Raw genomic sequence first — 22,915 nt, 5'->3', positions numbered from 1 at the left:
AACGGTTATCTCAAACGGGTTATTTATTTTGCGGCAGAAGGGACAAAAATAGCGAACAATGAAAATCAACCTGCTCTTCCGCCGCGGGAAAAAAGCATACCTGACAGGCATTTTCCTGCTTGCAGGCTGCCTTACCTCAAATGCACAAAAGACTAACCAGGCGCTCCTGCTGGATGGCAATGATAACAACCCCTGTATTGGTATGGATATCATCCGGAAGCATTGGACCGTGGAAGCCTGGATCAAAGGAAACGATAAAGTCTGGAAAGAATGCGAAGCTATTATAGGCGGCGGTGAATACACAGCCTATCCCCACATCGACAATCTCCCTTTGATGATCAAAAACGGTCATTTACACAGCAAAAAAGCGAATATAACCGCACGCGGGATACTGGACAGTAACTGGCATCATGTAGCCGCTACCTGCAACGGCATAGAAACCAAACTTTACCTGGATGGAAAAGAAGTGGGCCGCTCAAAAGGTGCGGTGGATATTTTGCCCGGCGCCATAGGCACCAACGATATGGACTCTAGTACCTTTGGCGGTTGTATCGATGAAGTACGGATATGGACTACCGCACTGGCTCCCGCCACCCTCCGCCGGTGGATGTATCAGCCGTTGGGCCCTTCGCACCCTGACTTCCAGGCCCTGAAAGGCTATTATACCTTCGATGATATGCAGGACGATGTATGTCTTAACCTGGTGGGGAAAGGCCACCAGGCATATCATATGCGGAATACACGGAAAAAGTATAAAGGAACATGGCCGTTGGCAGTGCTCGTGGAAAATAACAATCCCTCATTTGTAACACCGCATACGAAGCAACAACTGTTTAATGCGGTAACTATCCAAAGCGAATGGGACGCAGACCAGGGGAGTACTAACGACGCGGTACTTAAACTACGTATAGTGGCCAACCGTAGTAAGGAACCGCTGAAGCTCACTGCTTTGCAGCTGGATTTATCGCGCAATACCCGGCTATCCGATATTACGGCAGTGCATGTATATGCTGCCGGTCAGGCGCCGCGCTCCAACAGCAGGAAGGAGTTGTTTGGAACAGGTAATACCCCGGAGAAAAAAATGAAATTAGTTTTGCCTTCGGCAGATAGATATGCCTTGCAAGACGGGGTAAATTATTTCCTGGTAACCTTCGATGTGAAAAAGAATGCGGTGCCAGGAGATACCTTGTATGCAGATGTCGCTTCATTTGCTTTAAACGGCACCGCCTATACGCCGGAAGCAGCACCCACCAATATTGTGAAAACAGTAGTCCCGTCTTCTGCTACCAATGCACATACGGTGAAGCTGCTGCAATGGAATATCTGGCATGGCGGCGTGCATGTGGGAAATAATGGTCCCGGCCGGATCAAGGAATTGCTGCTGCGGACCAATGCCGATATTATCAGTATGCAGGAAGCCTATGGTACACAACAGTTCCTGAACGATGCGCTGGGGTTTCATTTGCAAACATCCGCCCCGGGCGCCAACCTGGCGCTGTTCAGCCGTTACCCTTTGGAGCAGCATGCATCTAATGATCACTTTAAATCCAATACCGCAACGGTGCTGCTGCCGGGCCACCGGAAAGTATTGATCGGCAACTGGTGGCTGAGATATGCCAGTAAGCATGAGTACACCGATTTTTATCCCATTCCGGGATTGGATACTAACGACTGGATCAGGGAAGACAGTGAGCTGGCGGTAACGGATGCCCGGAAAAACCTGGATCAGGATATAGACCCGGTTGCAGCGGCAGATACCTCATTGCCGGTGATTTTGGCGGGAGATTTTAATTCGGGTAGTCACCTCGACTGGACCGCCAGGGCTGCGTTTTTACACTATGGATATGGTCCGGTATTATTACCGGCTTCCAGGTTTATGCTGGAACGGGGTTACCGCGATAGTTACCGGGAGCTGCAACCAAATGAAGTGACACATCCGGCAGGCACATTTGCGGTGATTTACGGGCACCTGCAAACTTCGCGGATCGACTTTATTTATTACAAGGGTTCAGGCATTAAAGCAATCGCTTCTAAAATTATCCGGACATCGCCGGAGATAGACGACGTGTGGCCTTCCGATCATGCTGCGGTACTTACCATATTTGATATAAGATAGCAAGGCGAAATCGGTCACTGCCGCACGTTTGAGGAGAACCGTCTCAGTAATGTGTAATCCTTTTCTCATAGTAATCCCATCCTGGGGAACTTACATAAATGGCTGTTAACAGCTGTGTTGGCAGAAAACAGCACAGGAGCGAAGTTCGCTGTATCAGGCTGCTTTATGTGCAATGATAACATTGGTATGGATTCACATTTGCGAATGAAATACGAAAGTATTGTTCACTCAAAAATGATGAAGTATGTTCTATCATGTAAAAGACCTGCAGTTTAATGCCCGGGTATCAAAACCGGATCCGGCATTTGCTACTTTATTACTGGAGCAGTTCGGCGGTGCAAACGGTGAATTGGCCGCTGCGCTCAGGTACTTCGGACAGGCATTTGGCGCCAGGAATCCATTTCCGGATAAGTACGACCTGCTGATGGATATAGCCACAGAAGAATTCAGCCACCTCGAAATAGTGGGCGCCACTATCCAGATGCTGTTACAGGGCATCAATGGAGATTTGAAAAAAGCGGCAGAAGAGTCGGAGATCATGCAATTACTGGATGGGAAAAAGGCAAAGGAAGAGTTTATTCATAAAGCGATTGTAGCGCCGCAACTCCTGGTATCTTCCGGCGGCGGTCCGGCATATACCAATAGCCAGGGTGTTCCATGGTCGGCTTCCTATATCAATGGCGATTGTAACGGTGATCTTACAGTAGATCTCCGCTCTGATATGGCAGCGGAATCACGCGCAAAAATCACTTACGAATACCTGCTCCAGTTTACTGACGATCCATATGTAAAAGAAACCCTTAACTTCCTGATGACACGTGAAGTGGCGCACTTCCAGATGTTTGAAGCAGCACTGGATTCCATACAGCCCAACTTCCCTCCGGGCGTATTGCAGTCTGATCCGCGGTACAGCAACCTCTATTTCAATATGTCCAGTGGTGCCGATATCCGTGGAGCATGGAATGAGGGTGAATCTTCCCAGCTTGGCGAAACATGGCAGTTTATTGAAGATCCTGTTAGCTACGTATTGCAAACAAACGGATTGCTGGATGTAGAACCAACCGGCACCAGCAGAACCCTGCAGGGTGTAGATGAAATAGACAAGAGTTTAAGTCTGCAGCGAAGCGAAGAAATAAACATGGCAGTACCGATTGGAGAACAATCATGGAGTGAACATGCCGACGGCCTACAAAAAAAGAGTAATGGAAAGACAAGCCACACTAAAAAGAAATAAAAAAAGTAAGGCAACAGATACCGGGTACCACCTTGAAGTGGTTTATTATACTGATCCGCTTTGTTGCTGGAGTTGGGCGTTTGAACCGGTAATTCAACGGCTTGTTAATGAGTATGGGAAACGGTTGTCGATCCGCTATTGCATGGGTGGTATGTTATCGGGGTGGAACAACTATCATGATACGCTGCATGCGGTTAGCCGGCCCATACAAATGGGGCCGGTGTGGTTGCAGGCAAAACAACTGACCGGCGTAGCGTTGAACGATACCATCTGGTTCACAGATCCGCCGGCATCTTCTTATCCGGCCTGCGTAGCGGTAAAATGTGCTGCCCTGCAATCGGAGCAGTTAGCTGCGCAATATCTTTTTAAGTTGCGGACAGCAGTGATGCTCAAAGCAAAAAATATTGCGCGAAAGGAAGTGCTGATCTCCACGGCAGAAGAACTGGCGAAAGAGAACCCGTTGTTTGATGTGGGGAAATTCGCCACGCAGTTAGCAAGCCAGCAAGCTATCGATGCGTTCAGGGTGGATATGCAGGAAACAAAGTACAGGGGCATCCATCGTTTCCCTTCGTTATTACTGCAGGTACGGGATACGGGGAAAAGCTTACTGCTCACAGGAAACAGGCCATTTGAGGCTATTACATCGTGTATCGACCAATTAGTTACTAAGTAAAATAAAATATCCGGATTATTTATCCGGATATTTTATTTTCCATTGTTCCAGTAATTCTTCTGCTTTACCTGGTTCCAGGTGTTTAATAATAAAATCAAGTTTTTCTTCCCGCCGGTCGTCACCTTCTTTTGATTGGGGAGATCCACAGTACCACAGGAAGGATAATCCTACTACCTGCCAGATAAGCTGAAGGAATTCCGACTGCCAGTTTTCCATTGTTTCCCGCATCATTTGTACAGCATATTCCGGAACTTCTGCAGGCTGCGAATGTGCCATCTGCTCATTCACATAATCTTTCCATCCAAAATACCAATGTAATGCTACGGAAGCAAGGAACAGTAAAAGCGTTACCCAGAAGTAGGCTTTTCGCTTCAGGTAAGAGGGGCTTTTTTGATTTGTTTTCATAACCTGTAGTGTAAACAGTGAATAAGAATTTTACAGGTAAATAAGTAACAAAATCAAGCCAGACCTTATACCGGCTGTATATTAGCTTCCAGCGCAATTTCTGAGGAAATAGTGAAACAGTTTGTCTGAACGATGTGGTTACTTATTACCGGTGTCTTTCGTTTTACGGCTGGATTGCATTCCCAGGTAAACGGCAACGGCAATAATCACTACAATCAATGCTATTAATGGTACTAACATAGTAAATGGTTTTTGGTATTCCTTCATTAATTATGCCATGTGTGTTGCCTGAAGTGCTTGTTGTTGCTGCGTTTGCTGATATTGGTGGCATGATTTTGTAAGTGTATTTCAGGAAGAAATAAACCATATTACTCATTCTTAAATCAGGTTATTATGGAAAACATTCTGAACCAACAACGTGATGAAGGAAAGGTAGCAAAGGCGATAGAAAATCAAACGGCCAAACTGCCGTCCGATACTTTTTTGTGGGCATCTATAGGTGCGATGGGATTGTCGCTGGCGCTGCAATGTTTAGGCAAAAAACATGTCAGCCTTTTCATTGGTCAATGGGCAGCGCCCTTCCTGCTATTCGGTGTTTATAATAAGATAGTTAAGGTAGAGGGTAACGATTAGTTACATGGTGAATGAAGAGGTGAAAAAAGCAGGCGCCTTTGTGGCGCTTGCTTTTTTTTAGATGGATTGCTGGACTGGAAGTAAACTGCTGGTCATTAAATTGCAACGCCAGGGTTGCCGCAGCAGGAACAGCACCAGCGAGGCGATATCCTCCGGAATCAGCATTTCTTCTTTCTGCTGCATTTCCAGTTTCTTTTCTGCGGGCATATCCAGCAGGTCGGTGCCCACCAACCCGGGTTCAATAAGCGACACCTTGATGTTTGATGACTGTACCTCTTTTCGCAGGGCTTCTGAAAAGGCCTGGATACCGGCTTTGGTGGCGGTATACACCGAGCTGTTGGCCGATCTTACATCTGCGCTGAGGGAGCCGATGAACACAATCTGTCCCCCGCCTTTTTCTTTCATACGCTTCACCGCCTCATGCGAGCAGGCCAGGTACGACAACAGGTTGGTGTTGAGTACATATTGCCAATCGTCGTAGGTGCCTTCCTCTATACCTTTGAATGGCACCGCGGCGTTGTTGATCAGGATGTCGAGACCCTCAAAGTGTTCATCTACCTGTTTAAATGTTTCTTCAATTCCTTTTTTCTCTGCAATATCTGCTGTAAACCCATGCACCTTTCCTTCCATGCCAGCGTCTTTAAACGCCTGAATGGTATCGCTCAGCTCGGGCTGATGTCTGCCGAAAACCATCACCTTTGCGCCGTACGAGGCCAGCAGGAGGGCGGTAGATCTGCCAATTCCGGTGGTGCCACCAGTGATCAGGATTTTTTTTCCTGTTAGTTCTTCCGGTTCATATTTACCGATTGATGAAAAATTTGTTTGCTGCATAAGAATATACTTTTTAAATGGTTTATTTCCAGGAGATAGTAATCTGCTGGTTTCCTTTGAGTTTAAATTCAAGATGTCCATTGTCACACGGAGTGCCGTTTATTTCCGTTTTCTCATCTGTTACTTTGATCCGGGGCAGGGCAGTACGTTTCTTTATGGCTATAATACGCATATAACAGACTCCCTTTTTATGACCCAATACCCGGAAGGTGGCCGTTTTCCCTTTTATAGTAAAGTTGCTTGTGGGATAGTCGATGAAAATGAGCAGCGATTCGCCGGGAACCGTGTAATAGTGGCGGGGAACCAAAGCAAAGGCAAGTCCGGAACCATATACTTCCTGGCCTACGGTCCCCGACTTATTCCATCCCTCCTGCAAATCTTCCACGGGTATCCACAACTGCTTCGCCACTTCCCCGGTTTTGGTGTTTTCCGACAGGCAATCTTCCGGTAACATAGGTGGATAATAATAGACTGCGCGGTAAATATAATAGCGTATATATTCGCTAAGCAGTAACCTCATTGATTCAGGTATAGGTATGTTTTCCGACATCAAAAGATAATCCCCGAAAGCAGAGAAACATTCAGTTTCTTCGTAAACTGCTGTATACGGCGCGTCCGGCAGAGGAAAAAGCGCGAAAAAAGTAGGGTAATCTTTCGCATAACCATAATTGCAGTCCCAAAGCCATACGTTTTTAAACATATTAGCCAGGCAGAGATAGCTGATATTCAGGAATACTTCTTCCTTTGTAAGGGTATATAACTTCAACGCGGTAAAAGCAGAGAAAGCCGTATTGTTAGCCTGGTAGAAAACCTGGAATCCTTCTCCCTGTAGCGAAAGACATGCTGCTTTTGCTTCCTGCAGATATATTTCTTTTTGTGTAAGCTCCCATGCCAGCAACATCACTTTTGCATAAATACCGGCTACATCTTTTTCTCCGCCTTTGCCTGGTGCCGTTTCCGCTTTTACCACTTCCAATGTTTCCATGTTATAAAACACCGGCCATTTATAATTGAAATGATGGGCAACTTTTATCGCGAAATCCAGCGAATCGAAAAGCATTTCCCTGATACTTTCATGTCCCTGTTTCATCAACCTTACCAGGTTCATTAACGGGTGATGAAGGTACCAGCTGTCCATGACCAGCGGAGTTTTATGCTCTTCCGATTTATCCAGCCTGTCCTGTGCTGCGGGGAGCCACCGGACCAATGTTTTATGTTTTTTATCATAGAAATCCGGTATTACCGCTACAAGATCCCTTATCATCTGCATATCCCGCCTGCTCCATTGCTGGTAATCCATCAGGGGAAGTAAAACACTCAGCTGCACCATCAGTTCAGGGGGTGTTTTATAATCGCATACATAGGCGTTCAGAAAAGCATGACCATTTACCTGGCACCAGCTGCCGGCGCTGTGTTCCAGGTCGTGCCATGTTTTATCCAGTATTTCCGGCCAGTGGTGATATTGTGTTGCTGGTTTTGGGAGATGGAGATATATTTCTGCCAGCAGGTCCATAAATTGCTTTGACAGGGCTATTTCATCAGCGGGCGTTTTGTCGTCCATTACTACAAACGTGTCGCTGATGGTGTAGGTTTTACCAGCCTTTAAAGACTGTCTATCCGATACAGGCAGCATAAAGCCTATATCGGGCCATGTCCCACCCACGGAATTACTGACGGATGTTTTTGTTTGTTCACAGTATTTATCCAGCGAGGTAAGGTTTTGAAGATAAAGTACAGATCCCGAACCAGGTTCCTTTATACTGAAATAGATCATTCCTGTACGTGAGCCATTTTGTGAAAGATGTATGTCACCTTCCGGGATGCCCTTGTACCCGCTTCGTTTCAGGGGCATAATATCACGCGGCCAGTAGTGAAAGATGAGCGGGGCAACTGGTGTAACGGTTGTTTTACACCGGATAGCCGGGTGTCCGTTATTATAAAGGTCCAGCGTTACTACATAGGAAGCCGCCAGCGTTTGCAGATGAAAAACAGCCTGGTTCTTTTTCTTGACAGTGTGTTTGATCACGATCTTGTCGTGCGGGGCGTATACCGCCCTGAAAGTAACCCGGGCGCCTTCCGGCCATTCGGCCAACATCCATAGGGCGTCTCCTGAACAGTATACGTAGTAATGACAGTCGCCGGATTGCTGGTAAAAGATCTCTTTTAATTCAGGGTTATTGAATATCTCATTAATGGCCGTTGCATGAGGTGAAATTCCTTCCATAAATCATTATTTAAGCATGCTCCAGGGTTAAAATATGCAGACACCACAAGGTGATCAGCAAGAGTTGTATACAGGCATCCAGCAGGTATATTTTTGATATCACTGCTTTGGATACATATATCAGATCCACGAGTAGTAATACAAGTGCTGTGCCTGCGCCAATAATCAATGTTCCCATGGTAGCAGCCCCTGGGTGTAAGGCCGCGTTTAATAAAGTACATCCTGTTACGGCCAGGAGTGCACCTACTGTTTTCACGAGCCATACATCCGTTTTGGGACCGGTGATTGTTTCAAAGCTGCTATAATACACCAGCGGCCAGATGCCTGTAACCAGGAAATAAACTCCCTGTATCCATAACACTGTTTCAAGTATTTGCGTCATGCACTTTCACGTTGATTATTAAACACCGCATAAAAATCCGTACCAGTCAGGAGGTCAGACAGGAAGACAATAAAAAGCCTGTTACATAGCACACGCAGGCATTATAAACGTGGATGAAAAGCCACGGACTGATATTTAGGAGAGGGACAGATTGTACAATGTTTTACAGGGCTTTCATATTAATGGAGCCAGTGGTTCTGAATGGCTTCCATCGATTGACCTTTGGTTTCCGGCACCAGTTTATATACCGTTATGAAAGCGAATACACAGCACAACGCAAAGCACCAGAATGTTTGTGGTGTTCCTGCAGACGCCAGCATAACAGGCGTTAATTGTCCCATGATGGCGTCGGCGGTCCACATTACCATAATGCTGAGTGACAGCGCCTTCGCGCGTATGCTGTCGGGGAATATTTCGGCTGCAATCACAAATTTCAACGGGCCGATGGAAAAGGCGAAGCAAGCAAGGAAAGCCAATACGCACAGAAGGAGATAGATGCCATTAACCGCGCCAACGTAGAAACAGATGCCGGTCAGCAGCAGGCTCACTGCCGCGCCGGCTGTTCCCCAGAGATATAAGGGGCGCCTGCCAAGACTGTCGACTTTCCAGATCGCAATAAACGTAAAGAGCACGTTTGCTGCGCCAAAAAACAGCTGGCTGATGAGGGAGCTGTCCAGCGTAAGCCCGGATTGGTGCAGGATTGTAGGGCCATAGTAAATAATGGCGTTGATCCCGCTGAACTGCGAGAATAATGGCAGCAGGATGGCGATCAGCAAAGCACGGCGGAAGCGTGGTGCCAGTAATTGCGTATAACCGGCGGCGTTATCTTTTGTTGTAGTATGCCTGAGCTTCAGCCAGCGCGGACTTTCCGGAATAAAAGCGATACCCAGTAAAAAAAGCAATGCCGGGAAAATGCCTACGCCAAACATTTTGCGCCATACCTCCAGCCCGGTGATCAGCAGCCATCCGCTTTGGGCTGGTGTGGCGGCATATTTCAGGAGCAGCGCATTGCTGCCATAGGCGCTGAAAATACCGATGGTAACAGCCAGCTGGTAATAGGTAACCAGCCGGCCACGCAGGGGGTCGGGGGCAATTTCGGAGAGATAGAGCGGCACCACGCTGGAGGCGATACCTACCGCCATGCCGCCAAGTATGCGTGCTGCAATGAGCCAGGAAAATACGGGGATAAAAGTGCAGCCCAGCGCCGTAAGTACAAACAGGGCTGCCGACAGGAACAACAACTTTTTTCTGCCAAGCCGGTCGCTGATGTCACCGGCAAAAATGACCCCGGCAATACAGCCTGCCAGCGCCGACGAAACAAACCAGCCCAGTTGTGCGGGCGACAAAGAAAACCGGTGCTCCACGAAAGGCAGGATGCCGGATACTACGGCCATGTCAAAACCAAAGAGGAAGCCACCCAGGGAGGCTACCAGCGTAATAAAGGTGAGATGTTGACCGCGTTGCTGCATGTTCAGGTGGATGCTATTTGTTGATAAACCGGATGCGATGGTTTTAAAAAAGCTTTGATCAGTTTCACCGGTTCCCCGTTATTGCTGGTAATCCGGCAGTCTATCGCCGCTGCCGGTATCACAAAAGTTTCAGCATAGTGATATATATTCGTATGCCCGTTGGTGGTAGTAACCCTTACTGCACTGCCTTCTACGAGCATCATCACCAGGCAGTTGCCATCAGTAGTTATATTAACGCTGTTGCTGAATTCCAGCCGGTGCACATCGTAAAAATGCACTGCATGTGTAGGCAGGTGCACCAGCCGGTAGTCTGCCCCTTGTTCTATTGTCACGGGGGCAGCAATGAGTTGCTCTTTTACTGCCTTGCCCTGCCTGCTGAAATCCAGGTTATGAAATGCATGTTCTATATTGATGGCCCTTGGTTTTCCGTCCAGGCCGGGCCGCAGCCAATCGTACATTTTAAACGTAAAAATGTACGGGGTGGCGCTGATTTCCAGTACCAGGTTATTGGCGCCGGCGCTATGTACAGTTCCGTTGGGTACCAGGAACAAGGTATGTTTATCTGCTGTATGTTGCTGTACAAAATCCGTTATTTCTACCGGAATACCAAGATCCCGGCTGTTTTTCAGTTTGGTTTTGAATACACCGGGATCAACCCCATCCTGGAAACCCAGGTACACAGTGGCGCCGGCTTTACAGTCCAGGATATAGTAAGTTTCATCCTGTGTAAACGTTTCACCGAAATGTGTGCGGATATAATCCATGGAAGGATGGCATTGAATGGATAAGTTGCCGCCGTCGAAGGTGTCGAGGAAGTCGAACCGGATGGGGAATTCATATTTGAAGATCGGAGCATGATTGCCGAGGATAGCCCTGTGCTGCGCATACATCAGCCATTCGAAGGGAATTTCCATCAGGTAGCCATCGCTTTCAAAAAGCACCCCGTTTTCCGGAACAATCAACTCAAAAGACCACGCGTAATTTACTTCTTCCGTGTTGATACCATTGATATGTGTTTTTAGCCACTGCCCGCCCCAGGCGCCGGCTTCAAACCAGGGCCGCACCCGGAACGTGGAATGAACCAGCTGCTCAATGCCCGCCTGCAGATCTTTACTGAATGCCCAGGCAATATGATCCGGCCATTGTGTATCTGCCATGATGTGGATGCGTGGCAGCAGGGTTTGCTTATAACGATTGAGTACTACCCAATCCACAAAGTAAAACCGTTTATACATTTCCGTACTGCCGCCGGCGGTGAGGCAGCCCAGGTTGGTAATAGTGCCTGCACGCATGCGGTACTGTAATTCATTTTTGGGTATGTCCAGGTATATCAGCGGCGCAGCAGCATCGGTGAGTGCAGCGCCCACGCCTGATACAATGTGAAGGTCATAACGGCCATCGAATGACAATGCCCCCGGTTTCTCCTCATCAAAGAAATCGGTGATCTGTAAAGAAGTTTTTCTGCCCCATACATCACCTTCGCTGCCAATAAAGGGATCGACCAGCTCCTGAATGCTATCGCTGTTTTTTAGCAGGCAATGCGTATCATGCCATTTAACGTTTACGCCTATACGTGTAAATTCCGCTTGCAGGGCAGCGCGGATCTTATCCCAGAAAATACCAGCATAGCCGTCTATCAGCACCAGCGGGTGCTGTACCATCCATTTGGCCAGTGATTCGTATCCTGTCTGTATCTTACCATTGCCGAGCGGATGGGCCGGGTATCTGCTATAGGTACCCGGTAGTGGGGTGGCTGCATGTTCCGGCAGCAAGGGTTGTGCTGATTCTCGCCAGATCATAATCTTATTTTTTTTCCACACGGATCATTATTACTCCTTTGCCGGGAATGGAGAAACTTTCCGGAAGTGTGTGCTTGTTTGTTTCCAGTATATCGCTTTCCGAAATATTTAAAGCAGTGGATTTATTCTTTGATGTTAGTGTAGCCGTGGCCGTATGAGCGGAGGCATTTACCAGTTGCAGCAATACGCCATTGCCGTCTGCCGCAGGATAGAGGTTTTCCACAAAAACATTTTCCCCGCTGATGTTAAAGAACAGGCTTTCCGAAGGAGCGCCGTTTGCGGCGGCAACAACTGGTGGCTGGTGATTTTCCAACCCGGTTTTGTTAACCGTGGCAGCATCAAACTGGCCGTGCACCTGCAGGTAGTAATGAAAGACAGCGATCCCTTCCTGGTCCCTCCGGAAATTGGTATGCCACAGGTTATTCATTACCCAGGAAGAAATGAGGGGCTGTTGCTCCATAAAGGAAATCCAGCGGGAAGAGTTGTGCAGTCCGCCGAGTAGCCCCGCTGTAGGGTACTGGCCTATTTCAAACAGTGGCGCATCGGGCGCCGACCAGGTAACGCCGGTATTTTTCCCGGATACATCTACCCAACGTTGCTGCGTATACCAGTTCCTGTTAGTATGAGGCAACTGATCTGCTTCAGCGCTTATATTTCCCCAGGGGATGCTATAACGTACCTGTGCACCAGGGATACGGAACGGAAATACAAAGTGCACGCTTTCCTTGTCGCCAATGGCGGTTTTATCAATCGTGTTAGTCAGCATCACCTGGTCGGCGCCTGCCGCGAGTTGTATTTCACGGGTGAGGGAACGCAGGCCGGACGCGGGTGTGGTGATCAGCAGGCTAACCACCAGCGGGCCTTTTTCTTTTACCTGGATGTTTGCCTGTCCGCTGTATTGTATTCTTTCAGCGGAGTCACCAGGCATGTAGGTGTATTGGTTCAATCCTGCGGAGTCGGCAAAGTTGCCGTTATAGCCTTTTTTAAGCAGCTGGATGATGTTGCCTGTCTTGGGATCCACCCGGATGGAATAAATGCCGTTATCGAGGCTACTATCCGTAACTGTCGCTTTTTTAAACGGCGCTCCGGCGCCGGGATGAATCGTAAAGCGTTGTTTAGAGAAAGGAGGCAGCGCGGTTGCCAGGAAGGCGAGTTCGCCGGTGCTGAGCCGCTGGGAGGGCAATTTCCTGCCGTTAAGATCTTTTACAATGTCGCCGGAGGTGCTGAGGGCAGCGGGTATGCGCACCAATGCGGTGCGGGAATGTCCCAGGGTATTGTAAACGTCTATAGCGGATGTGATGGTTTTGCTGGTATATCCGTTGCCGTTAGTGCTGCTGCGCAGCAGCGCTTCGGACCGGTCCCGGGCATTCAATGCAAAGCCCTGTTTAAACTGCCATTGGGCAATGGCTTTAAGGTCCTTCGGATCAGACACGCTGTTGAATGCGCCCCAGGTATGTTCGTTGAACATGATGAGGTCCGTCCAGGTGTTACGGAAGGAATCGGCCGGGTAACCGGTTTTTCCCCTGATAGCCCAGATAGCGCCGGCCTGTTGCAGCCGGTCAGATGTGTTCCGGTTAATGGCGGTTTCTTTTGCAGCAGAGGCGATGCCATCTGTCCAGTATTCGGTATAGTCGCCGGTGAACACAGGAATTTTGTCTTTCCACCCCGCTTCAAAGTCGTGGAAAAATTGCTTTACCGAGGTAATAATCAGTTTGGGAGATGTATACCGCTCGTTCCATGCCTTTACTGCGTCCGGCAGCTCAGGGTCTATAGGCGCATTGTCGCTCATAGCCCAGGTGAGGAGCGTCATGTTATAGGGAAAGTGGTTGTGCTCCAGCTGGGAGAGATAATCAAAAAGATAGGGGTTGAGGAAATTTTCAGTGGGTTTGCCGGTGTAATAAGGCTTGGGGTCTTCTACGGTAAAGAAGTTGGGTATTTTACTTCCTTTCAGCGTATAGCCGATAGAGTAGGGCGACGACTGCCAGAAGAGCACCTGTTGTTTCCCGGAGGCATCCCGCCAATAGAAGGGTTTATCGCGCCATTGTCCCGAACTGCCGATGCGGTCGTTGGCATTGGGTGCGCTGAGGAAGTACTTCATGCCGGTAATAGCCGATTGACTGATCAATCCCCACGAGGCGCCTGGAACATCCCCCTGGAACATGGTGTTGATGGTAATGCCGTAATCTTTTGCTAGCCGGGCCCCAAAAGAAAACAGTTGCAGCAATTGTGCGGATGAAGTGGCGCTGGTATTGGTGTTGGCATAAGTCCCGTCGAGGTTGATCCAGCCTTTTTTCACCGCTTCGCGGAATGTTTGTTTCTTTTCATCGCTGGCAGCGGCGAGGTATTTATCTACCACCCAAAGCGCTTCCGTATTCCATTTGAACCGGGCTTCCGGCGGATAGCCTGCCGTACGGGCAGCTATTTTAATGGCTTCATCGATGTTGTTCATATGAATGGCCAGTACCTTTGCCTGTACGTTGGTATAGCCTACATCTACATGCGAGTGAGGCATGAGGTATACGTTCCATTGCCGGGTGGGTGAAACAATGCAGCGGGCCGTATAGGTTTGCCCGGCACTGAGCAGGCGAACAAACAGCTCGGTGTCTTTGTCTACTGCCTCGCCGGGCAGCGGCAGCTCATAGTCGGCGATGCCATCGGGGCTGGCCGGCAGCGGGAGACTGTCTTCATGGCCATTAAAGTACATATACACCATTGCGGGCTGATAGCTTTTGCCGCCGTGAAAGCGCATTCTTACCATCCGGGCGGGAGTGCCGTGATGATTCAGGTAAGCGATAGTGGGTTGCAGTTCAATGCTGGTAAAGGATGCTAGCTGCTGTGATATTTCGATGCCGGCAGGAGAAAGGGCTAAATCCCCGCTATGTGAACCGGGAAATTCCAGGTTCCATGCGTTGGCATGGGCAGCCGGAAAGCAGCTACACAACAGGAGTTTTGCAATTATATGCTTCATATGTACAAACATACGGACATATTTCAATATTCGGAAAGGATATAGGGCTAAAAAAAGGGCTGACCATACTTTGGTCAGCCCCTGAAAAAACGTAATGTTGTCTATTAGAAACCCGGATTATTTGGTAATAATTTCGGGTTTACATCGCTCTCCTGTTTAGGAACAGGGAATAGTAGTTGTTTCGCGGCGAATGTAGCGCCGAATACGGTTTTATGTCCTACGAAGTCGTCCCAGTTACCGGTTACATCGTTATGAACTTTCCGGGTCCGTATCATATCGAACCACATTTTATTTTCGAAGCACAGTTCAAAATACCGTTGAAGCCATACTTCGCGCTCAAAAGCAGCTTGTGACAGCGCGCCCAGCGGCGCCAGCTTAGCACGGGCACGGATGGCGTTTACATAACGAAGAGCATCTGCATTAGGTCCGCCTTCCGCACGGTTAGAGGCTTCTGCATACATCAGGTACACATCTGCCAGGCGGTAAAGCGTATAGTTAAGATCCGATTTAGCTGTGCTTACCACTGCTAAAGAATCAAACCACTTGTAGATGTAGCGGCCCTTAAAAGTAACCGTATCTGTACCAGGGTCCTTCCTCTTGTACTTGGTATAAAAGAATTGTCTTTCCTGTACCCTTTTATCACCGGCGGGGAATGAAGCAATAAACTGCGGAGTAGGATATACAGATCCATATTCATCAGAGTACTTTGAAATACCCGCGTAGTTTGGAATGGTAAGCGGCGTAAGCGGATTGATGCTTGGTACTGAAGCGGCATACTGCACCTGGAAAATGAACTCCCCGAGATTTTTATTGGCGGGGTTGATCATATTCGTGTATTCCGGGAACAGGAAATAGCCGCCGTTTGCAATCACCGACTTGGAGGCAGCTGCGGACAGGGCGTAGTATTGATTACCGCCATTGATGGCCGCACCGGCATATGTCAGGTACACATCAGCGAGCAGTGATTGAACAAGTCCCATTGATACTTTGCCCGTTTTATCTGACCAGGGCAGTGTGGATTTTGCCGCAGTGAGCAGATCCGGGATAATGATCTCATCATAAATCGCTTTCGCTTCTGTACGGGGCAGGTTTAGGTTGAGATCTTTGGGAACTTCGGTCACTTTGGGAACGGCGCCGTATAATCTTACCAGGTGAAAATAATAAAGCGCACGCAGCGTATGCGCTTCTGCCAGCATGTTGGTTTTATCTGCATCCGACACTGCGGCCTGTGGCAGCTTTTCAATGGCCAGGTTACAGGCGCCTACGCCCATGTATAAACGTTGCCACCAGGTATCCACATAAAAGGAAGTAGCGTTATAACTGAGGTTCTGAAAGGTGGCAAACCCGGTTTGCCCGAGATCACTGTTGGCCTTACCTGTCATGAATTCCATCAGGTTATAAGTGTTACCGCCATAGGAAGATGGTTGTCCCTGTAAGAAACCTTGCAGGTATTGGTACGATCCGTTTGCCAGCGCGCGTGCTACTTTTGGATCAGAGAGGTCTGCATCCGGCGGAAGAAAATTCGTGGGCTTTTGTTCCAGGAATTTTTTGCAGGAGCAACTGAGCAACACCAGCAACGCGAGTATAATATGTTTAGTCGTTTTCATTTTCATATTTTTTTAATCACAAAAAAGGTTATCACATCAACGGGTACACGATTTCATCAGAAATCAAGATTCACACCCAGGTTCCACACGCGCGGGCGGGGATAAGGGAAGAAGTCGATGTTCTGTGAGAATCCGGTGTTGGAGCCATAACCAAAGTTAAAGGTGTCTACTTCAGGGTCATAACCGGTGTATTTGGTAATGAGGAAAAGATTTTGCACGCTGCCATAGATGCGGAACCTGCGAATATGGCTTCTTTGCATCCAGGATTCAGGGAAGGTGTAACCCAGGGTAAAGTTCTGTCCCCGGATATAGGAACCGTCTTCTACCCACCAGGTATCAAAGTGGGAATCCTGTGTAAATTTATAACTGCGCACCTGGGCAATATGTGTGTTCTGATTTTCCGGTGTCCAGGCATTCAATACGGTGGCCAGGCTGTTAGCCAGCGTCTGACGGTCTTCCACAGAGTGTTTGAATGCAGCAGCTGTATTTACGCCCTGTACAAAACGGATATCAAAAGTAAAATCCCATCCTTTGTATTTGATGGTGCTGCTGAAGGTACCGGTCCATTTTGGATAGGCGCGGCCTATGATATCATACACCGCATTGCCGGCAGAATCGTATTCGTATTTCCTGTCACCCGGCAGCAGGGAGTGTTTGGCTGCTTCTGCTGCTTCATCCGTACCATAGGTACCTAACCTTTTCATTCCGTAGAAAGAACCGATAGGCTCACCTACACGCAGGATATTGGTTTGCCCCAGGAAATTGGGACCAGGGAAGATATCTGCGTTACCATCGTTGAGCGTGAGAATTTTATTTTTATTGGTAGCAAAAACGAAGGTAGTGGACCAGGTAAAGTTTGGTTTCTGAATGTTTACCGTATTCAGGTTTACTTCCAGACCGGTGTTTCTTACTTCACCTATATTTTTATACACATTGGGGGTGAACATACCGGCAGACCACGGAATAGGTGTTGCCAGCAGGAGGTCTGATGTTTTACGGTTATAGTAATCCACGTTCAGGTTAATGCGGTTATCCCACATCCCCAGTTCCACACCGGCGTCTATCTGGTTGGAACGTTCCCATTTGAGATCGGAGTTACCAATATACCCGGGTACAAGTGTTGGCTGGTTGGCGCCGCCTATTACGGTTTGATCGGGACGGTACTGTGGAGAGTACTGGAACTGACCAATTTCCTGGTTACCGGAAGTACCGTAGCTGGCGCGGATCTTCAGGTTATTGATGGTTTTACTGCCTTTCAGGAAGTCTTCCTCAGAAACACGCCATGCGGCCGCTACAGAAGGGAAGAAGGCGAACTGGTTGTCTTTACTGAATTTGGAAGATCCGTCATACCTCGCAGTAGCGGTAAAAAGATACTTGTTCTTCAGGTTGTAATTAACACGGCCATAGTAGGAGTTCATTGACCAGGGCTGTGTTTCTGAAGTAATGTTGTTACGTACCGATCCTGCAGCCAGGGAATTCCACTGGAAGTAATCCGACAGGAAATTCTGTGTTTCTGCCAGGGCATTTTCATTACTGAATTGCAGGAAGGAAATACCGACTACCGCGTTTAAACTGTTATTATTTTTAAACTGCTTATTGTAAGTAAGGTAGTTTTCAGATTGCCAGTACTTGTTATAGTTAGTAGTGATCCTGGCCACGCCTCCCTGATCGGCTGACAGGTGGGGAAGGTCACCGGTGGAATAGAAATTGGCCTTATTACTGATCTGGTCGTAACCAAAGTCGGTTTTAAAATTCAGGTCCTTGTTGATCTGGAACTGCATATAAAAATTGCCCAGTGTATGCACCTGGTTATTGAGGGTATACCTGTTCTGCGCGATCTGTACAGGATTTGGGCCTCCTTCAAGACCGTCAATATCATAGTTGCCTGCCCAGGAGCCGTCGGGGTATCTTACCGGTACAATAGGCACTTCTTCCGTTACCATTCTCGGTACGTTTAAGGAACCGTTACCATCAGATACGACTCTTTGCGTGCTGGATACGATATTCAGGCTACCACCAATTTTCAGCCAGTCTTTTACCTGGTCATCGAAAGTGGCCCTGGCAGAATATCTTCTGAACCATGATTCTATCATTAAACCATTCTGATCCAGGTAACCAAGGGACGCGCTGTAGAGCAATTTATCAGTACCGCCCTGGAAGTTCACCTGGTGACTGGTAGACACGGCCGGTTTATAGGTTTCTTTTTCCCAGTTGGTGTTGTACAGCGGTTTGTCGTTCTCGTCAAACAGCAGCGGGAAATGTTCATGATCCAGGATTGCGGTGGGTGTCCAGGTGCCGTGGTCCGGATCGAACTTGGTGGCATTGGCAAATGATTCGTTATATACTTTTACAAATTGCTCTGAATTTAAGGTGGGAAGATGACTGGCCAGTGTACTTACGTTTACGTCGCCCTGGTAGCTTACCTGGGTGGGACCGGCCTTACCACGTTTGGTAGTGATCATAATTACACCGTTGGCGCCTCTCGCACCATAAATAGCAGTGGAGGAGGCATCTTTCAATACTTCGATGGAAGCGATATCATTGGGGTTGAGCGCATTCGCATCAACACCCGCCACTCCATCTACTACATACAAGGGATCCACAAAAGAGTTGATAGAACCGATACCACGGATACGCACCTTAGCTGCCTGGCCGGGGGCGCTGCTGTTAATGTTTACGTCCACGCCGGCTACCTTGCCCTGCAGTGCCTGTGAAATGTTGGGAACAGGCTTATCCATTACCTGCTCGCCTTTAAGGGACGCCACAGCGCCCGTGAGGTCAGATTTTTTTACCGATCCGTAACCAATTACCACGAGGTCGCTTAAGGTACTCACCTGTACTTCCAATGCTACATTGATGGTGGTTTGATTACCAACCCTGACCTCCTTGGTGCCGAATCCGGTGAAGGAGAACACCAGCACAGCGTTTTCGTTGGGCACCGACAGGGAGTATACGCCGTCTACATTGGCGATGGTTCCGCTGGAAGTGCCTTTAATGGCCACCGTAGTGTTTGGAATGACGGTCCCGTCAGCGGCACTGGTGACTTTACCGCTTATTTTGATCTGGGCCATTGCATGCATGGAAAATAGGAGGCATGCAAGCACATAAAATAGTTTTGCTTTCATAACAAGTCTTTAGTGATGAGGTAATATTAGCCGGTGTTTCAGTTGATAGTAGTCACAGGAGCTATACGTGGAAGTTCCTGTGATAACAAGTGAGATTAGGTTTTAAGATTATGGTAATACTATGTTTTCTAATAAGATCCGGTTGACGAATAAATAATAACTGAGCAGGCCCAATTGTTTATTCTACTGCTGATTAATTGCCCACTTTTTTAAAAGTGTAATGGCATCTGATAAAACACCTGCTTCTCCACGAAAATTTCCCGATCCTTTTGGCGTGCCAGTCTGAACGTCATACCATTCAAAAAAGCCATTTTGAGCAATGACGCGGTCGGTCATGGGTTTAAGCTCTGCTACGGCTTCCTGTATAAATCCGTTTATAATAAGCGCCTGGATCATGCGTCCGCCGAACCAGGTCCAGTCGCCGGCATTCTGATACACATAAGGATGCATATTCGGGAACTCCTTTGCCGGGTAAGGAGGATACACCGTGATCCCTATGGTTGCGAACTTTTCTTTGGCGGCGGCCTGAGTCATTTGCCGGTTAATAGCCGCTATTTCTTTTGGTGTATGAAATCCTGCCAGTATTGCGCAGGCACTGCCCCCGGTGCAGAGGATCTCTTTTTCGTTGAATGAGGGGGAAAACGGGCTTCCGTTCAAATAAAGATGTGGTATGTATTTCTGTGCCCTGTTGTCCCATAAATGTTTACGTACATTTTTCCGGATATCGGTTGCTATTTTGCTCCAATCCCTTTGTGCCTGGTAGTTTGCTGGTTTGATTGCCAGGAAATCCTGTATCGCCATCACAAACATGGCATTATCATAAATATCGACCGCCCATTTTGTTTTTTCATTGATGGCCACGCCCCAGCCGGTTTCGGGTTGCACGTCGCCCCAGTCGATGGTCGTGGCGCCTTTAATCAATCCGTATTTTTCTGACCAGCGCTCTTTCAGCAGATAGGCCATAGAGGCTTCCATCCGTTGCAAAATCGTTTTATCATTTATGACCAAAAAAAGGAGGGCCTTATCGCCGGTAACAGCCACATATTTTCTAACCGCCTGTATCAGGGAAGACTCCTGGTCGGTTTCCACGGTATTCTTATGAGCGGCCCATTGGGAAGCCAGGTCGGAATACCGGTACTGGTAGCCCACATTTGCCTTTTCGCGTGGAATAACGCCGTCGGGTATATCTCCATCTGCGCCTTGCATACGGAAAAACAGCAACAGCATTTCCTTTACCTGATCATGAGGTAATACCTGCAGCGAGCCATTAATGAAAGTATTGAAATCCCTGATCCATACTTCTCCGTAGGAAGTGCCGGCAGAGAAACCGGTGAGTAGTCTTAATGCGCGGGCCTGTACAGTATCCAGCCGGCTGTCTGCCAAAACAGCTGCCGCCAGGGTCCTGGTGTTATCCTGGGCAGTCGCGTTTCCCGAAAGGAATACAGGAGCAGTGATGCCAGCAATAAACGGAATTATAGAAAAAGTTTTTTTCATAATGTGGCCCCGGATATTATGTACAAACATATAAACATAATTTAATTATTGCAAGAAAAGTTTTTAACATAGCTATAACAGGTGGCTGGCTTTATAAGATATTGATTATCTGTTTACTATGTGGTGTTGAATGGTTTTGTGCCGGTCCCGCGCAGCGATCCCGTTTTTTTCTCCGGAACATACATACGTTCAAAATAAGGGGGGCTAAAATTGTTTTTCTTGTTTATTTCCAGTTGCTTTGCAGGCATGAATTTGAGTATAGATCATAAAAATCCTTTACCACTTCATATACAGGCGGAAAACCTGTTGAGGAATATGATAAAAGATCCACAGTACGCCGGTGGAAAGTTTTTACCCAACGAAGTCCAGTTAGCAAAACAGCTGGCTATCTCCCGATCTACTTTACGTCATGCTTTAAACAAACTTGTATACGAAGGATTGCTGACCCGGAAAAAAGGAGTAGGCACCAAAGTGGCGGAAGCTGCCATCAGCTCTAAATCCAAGAACTGGCTGAGCTTTACACAGGAAATGACCGCGCGCGGCATCATCATCAAAAATTTTGAGCTGCATGTTACCTGGGTATTACCGGATGAAACCATCGCCAATTTTTTTGAGATCAGTCCAACTAAAAAAGTCCTCAAACTGGAACGCCTGAGAGGGAAGGCAGAAGGCCCTTTCGTATATTTCATTTCCTATTTCCATCCACGGGTAGGGTTAACCGGTGAGGAGGATTTCAAACGTCCTTTGTATGACATCCTGGAGAAGGATTACATGACGGTAGCTACTTTATCCAAAGAGGAAATCAGCGCCAGATCAGCGGACAAATTTATTGCAGCTAAGCTGGAACTGGAGCCGGGCCACCCCATCCTTGTAAGGAAACGGTTTGTATACGACCAAGGCGAACGTCCGATTGAATATAACCTGGGTTATTACCGGGCCGATAGCTTCGTGTATACCGTGGAAAGCAGAAGAGAATAGTTTAATCTTTCATCAAAATACAACGGCTCAGCATTAATACACAGGTATTAATACTGAGCCGTTCAGTTTTACGGTAACGGGCACTGTTTATAGCTTAGGAGCGGCTGCCACGTTTTTTGTAACTACCGGCCATACACCTGGTGCAGGGTAGCTTACGCCCTTGTTAGCGCCTCTTACGCCTGCATCCTGTCCGAAGTAATACAGCGGCCAGCCTTTGTAGGTTAATTGTTTTTTACCGGCAACGGTAATGCTGCCAAATAGTGTTTTATCGAGAGTAGATGGTACTACGATCTGGTCTGTTTCATAAATAGGCCATACCGCGTTGTTGGAAAAATCAGGTTTGGTGAACTTGTTGATATTAAAACTGTCTTTAACGAAAGAGTACAGTGTAAGACCCTTACCATCACTGAAATACGTCGTTTTAGCGGTACCCTCGGTATGATTTTCCAGGTAGTTTTTACCATCGGCGCCTACCAGCTGCGCATTGATCAACTGTATGGTATAGTCGGGTTTAGCTACATACCAGACATTATTAACGCCTTCCCCATCCGTCTTGCCGGGTGCTTCACGCACATTTACGCCACCCACAGCAGGCGCAAAGTAATACAGGGGCCATCCTTTGTAAGCAGTTTGTTTTTTGCCATCGACAGTAGTGATGGTGGTGAAGTCTTTGATATCAAGGCCAGTGCCGAGTGCAGTCTGGGCAAGGTTATCACCGGCATAATAAAGAGGCCATACTGCTGCGCATCCACCGCCACAGTTGTTTTTGCCATCAAAGTCGTTGGAGAAATAATAAAGGGAATTACCGTCCACATCTGTCAGGTGATTTCCCAAAGTGGCGCTGGCACTGAGTTGTACCAAAGGTTTAGGCGCAGGAGTGTCGGGATTGTCATCGTTTCCGCCGCAGGCGCTGAAGAAAACGATACCAGACAAGGCTATCAATGAAAGCAGGGTGTTTTTTACGGAGTTCATGCTGT

16 protein-coding genes are annotated in these 22,915 nt (G+C 47.8%); 5 read left to right on the top strand and 11 right to left on the bottom strand.

Annotated elements, in window-relative coordinates; all coding sequences use genetic code 11:
* Positions 1-58 precede the first annotated feature (58 nt).
* From AB6805_RS02270 to AB6805_RS02260, 3 genes are all read left to right on the top strand, one after another.
* A complete protein-coding gene (locus AB6805_RS02270; protein WP_370907842.1) occupies positions 59-2,116 on the top strand; it encodes an endonuclease/exonuclease/phosphatase family protein in 2,058 nt (685 codons plus the stop codon).
* Between the two features lie 244 nt (positions 2,117-2,360).
* Complete coding sequence (locus tag AB6805_RS02265; protein WP_370907841.1) at positions 2,361-3,350, top strand: manganese catalase family protein; 990 nt, start codon at positions 2,361-2,363, stop codon at positions 3,348-3,350.
* Positions 3,319-4,023 (top strand): DsbA family protein, encoded by a 705-nt coding sequence (locus tag AB6805_RS02260; RefSeq protein ID WP_370907840.1) that lies wholly within the window; start codon positions 3,319-3,321, stop codon positions 4,021-4,023. The genes AB6805_RS02265 and AB6805_RS02260 overlap by 32 nt, the downstream gene beginning before the upstream one ends.
* A gap of 15 nt (positions 4,024-4,038) precedes the next feature.
* Here the strand turns inward: AB6805_RS02260 and AB6805_RS02255 are convergent, their stop codons facing one another.
* Positions 4,039-4,428 (bottom strand): DUF6766 family protein, encoded by a 390-nt coding sequence (locus tag AB6805_RS02255; RefSeq protein ID WP_370907839.1) that lies wholly within the window; start codon positions 4,426-4,428, stop codon positions 4,039-4,041.
* A gap of 393 nt (positions 4,429-4,821) precedes the next feature.
* Between AB6805_RS02255 and AB6805_RS02250 the strand changes: the two genes are divergently transcribed.
* The gene (locus AB6805_RS02250) at positions 4,822-5,061 is read left to right on the top strand and encodes a hypothetical protein (RefSeq protein WP_332003899.1); all 240 of its coding nucleotides are present in this window, start codon (positions 4,822-4,824) and stop codon (positions 5,059-5,061) included.
* Positions 5,062-5,118: 57 nt separating this feature from the next.
* Here the strand turns inward: AB6805_RS02250 and AB6805_RS02245 are convergent, their stop codons facing one another.
* The 9 genes from AB6805_RS02245 to AB6805_RS02205 form a co-directional block, all read right to left on the bottom strand.
* Positions 5,119-5,892, bottom strand: coding sequence for an SDR family oxidoreductase (locus AB6805_RS02245; RefSeq protein ID WP_370907838.1), 774 nt, complete (start codon positions 5,890-5,892; stop codon positions 5,119-5,121).
* A gap of 22 nt (positions 5,893-5,914) precedes the next feature.
* Entirely contained in the window at positions 5,915-8,116 is a 2,202-nt protein-coding gene (locus tag AB6805_RS02240; protein ID WP_370907837.1) for a hypothetical protein, read from the bottom strand.
* Positions 8,117-8,126: 10 nt separating this feature from the next.
* Positions 8,127-8,498 (bottom strand): hypothetical protein, encoded by a 372-nt coding sequence (locus AB6805_RS02235; protein WP_370907836.1) that lies wholly within the window; start codon positions 8,496-8,498, stop codon positions 8,127-8,129.
* 179 nt (positions 8,499-8,677) lie between these two features.
* Positions 8,678-9,967, bottom strand: coding sequence for an MFS transporter (locus AB6805_RS02230; protein ID WP_370907835.1), 1,290 nt, complete (start codon positions 9,965-9,967; stop codon positions 8,678-8,680).
* Between the two features lie 2 nt (positions 9,968-9,969).
* Positions 9,970-11,766 (bottom strand): class I mannose-6-phosphate isomerase, encoded by a 1,797-nt coding sequence (locus AB6805_RS02225; protein WP_370907834.1) that lies wholly within the window; start codon positions 11,764-11,766, stop codon positions 9,970-9,972.
* Between the two features lie 4 nt (positions 11,767-11,770).
* Positions 11,771-14,734 (bottom strand): glycoside hydrolase family 38 C-terminal domain-containing protein, encoded by a 2,964-nt coding sequence (locus AB6805_RS02220; protein ID WP_370907833.1) that lies wholly within the window; start codon positions 14,732-14,734, stop codon positions 11,771-11,773.
* A gap of 104 nt (positions 14,735-14,838) precedes the next feature.
* Positions 14,839-16,341: a RagB/SusD family nutrient uptake outer membrane protein gene (locus AB6805_RS02215; RefSeq protein WP_370907832.1), complete on the bottom strand. Its 1,503-nt coding sequence runs from the start codon at positions 16,339-16,341 to the stop codon at positions 14,839-14,841.
* Positions 16,342-16,397: 56 nt separating this feature from the next.
* On the bottom strand, positions 16,398-19,466 hold the full coding sequence (locus AB6805_RS02210) for a SusC/RagA family TonB-linked outer membrane protein (RefSeq protein ID WP_370907831.1): 3,069 nt from the start codon (positions 19,464-19,466) through the stop codon (positions 16,398-16,400).
* Positions 19,467-19,649: 183 nt separating this feature from the next.
* Positions 19,650-20,960, bottom strand: coding sequence for a hypothetical protein (locus tag AB6805_RS02205; RefSeq protein ID WP_370907830.1), 1,311 nt, complete (start codon positions 20,958-20,960; stop codon positions 19,650-19,652).
* Between the two features lie 246 nt (positions 20,961-21,206).
* On the opposite strand from AB6805_RS02205, the gene AB6805_RS02200 reads away from it, so the two are divergent.
* Positions 21,207-21,938, top strand: coding sequence for a GntR family transcriptional regulator (locus tag AB6805_RS02200; RefSeq protein ID WP_079473525.1), 732 nt, complete (start codon positions 21,207-21,209; stop codon positions 21,936-21,938).
* Between the two features lie 87 nt (positions 21,939-22,025).
* Here AB6805_RS02200 and AB6805_RS02195 read toward each other — a convergent pair whose 3' ends face one another.
* A complete protein-coding gene (locus tag AB6805_RS02195) occupies positions 22,026-22,910 on the bottom strand; it encodes a hypothetical protein (protein ID WP_370907829.1) in 885 nt (294 codons plus the stop codon).
* Positions 22,911-22,915: the final 5 nt, after the last annotated feature.

The organism is Chitinophaga sp. RCC_12, from assembly GCF_041360695.1.
Classification (GTDB): Bacteria; Bacteroidota; Bacteroidia; order Chitinophagales; family Chitinophagaceae; genus Chitinophaga.
This window is presented reverse-complemented; position numbering and strand designations above follow the sequence as displayed.

Coding starts and splice junctions, on each gene's coding strand:
- AB6805_RS02270 (WP_370907842.1), top strand. CDS start 59: ATGAAAATCAACCTGCTCTTCCGCCGCGGGAAAAAAGCATACCTGACA.
- AB6805_RS02265 (WP_370907841.1), top strand. CDS start 2,361: ATGTTCTATCATGTAAAAGACCTGCAGTTTAATGCCCGGGTATCAAAA.
- AB6805_RS02260 (WP_370907840.1), top strand. CDS start 3,319: ATGGAAAGACAAGCCACACTAAAAAGAAATAAAAAAAGTAAGGCAACA.
- AB6805_RS02255 (WP_370907839.1), bottom strand. CDS start 4,428: ATGAAAACAAATCAAAAAAGCCCCTCTTACCTGAAGCGAAAAGCCTAC.
- AB6805_RS02250 (WP_332003899.1), top strand. CDS start 4,822: ATGGAAAACATTCTGAACCAACAACGTGATGAAGGAAAGGTAGCAAAG.
- AB6805_RS02245 (WP_370907838.1), bottom strand. CDS start 5,892: ATGCAGCAAACAAATTTTTCATCAATCGGTAAATATGAACCGGAAGAA.
- AB6805_RS02240 (WP_370907837.1), bottom strand. CDS start 8,116: ATGGAAGGAATTTCACCTCATGCAACGGCCATTAATGAGATATTCAAT.
- AB6805_RS02235 (WP_370907836.1), bottom strand. CDS start 8,498: ATGACGCAAATACTTGAAACAGTGTTATGGATACAGGGAGTTTATTTC.
- AB6805_RS02230 (WP_370907835.1), bottom strand. CDS start 9,967: ATGCAGCAACGCGGTCAACATCTCACCTTTATTACGCTGGTAGCCTCC.
- AB6805_RS02225 (WP_370907834.1), bottom strand. CDS start 11,766: ATGATCTGGCGAGAATCAGCACAACCCTTGCTGCCGGAACATGCAGCC.
- AB6805_RS02220 (WP_370907833.1), bottom strand. CDS start 14,734: ATGAAGCATATAATTGCAAAACTCCTGTTGTGTAGCTGCTTTCCGGCT.
- AB6805_RS02215 (WP_370907832.1), bottom strand. CDS start 16,341: ATGAAAACGACTAAACATATTATACTCGCGTTGCTGGTGTTGCTCAGT.
- AB6805_RS02210 (WP_370907831.1), bottom strand. CDS start 19,466: ATGAAAGCAAAACTATTTTATGTGCTTGCATGCCTCCTATTTTCCATG.
- AB6805_RS02205 (WP_370907830.1), bottom strand. CDS start 20,960: ATGAAAAAAACTTTTTCTATAATTCCGTTTATTGCTGGCATCACTGCT.
- AB6805_RS02200 (WP_079473525.1), top strand. CDS start 21,207: ATGAATTTGAGTATAGATCATAAAAATCCTTTACCACTTCATATACAG.
- AB6805_RS02195 (WP_370907829.1), bottom strand. CDS start 22,910: ATGAACTCCGTAAAAAACACCCTGCTTTCATTGATAGCCTTGTCTGGT.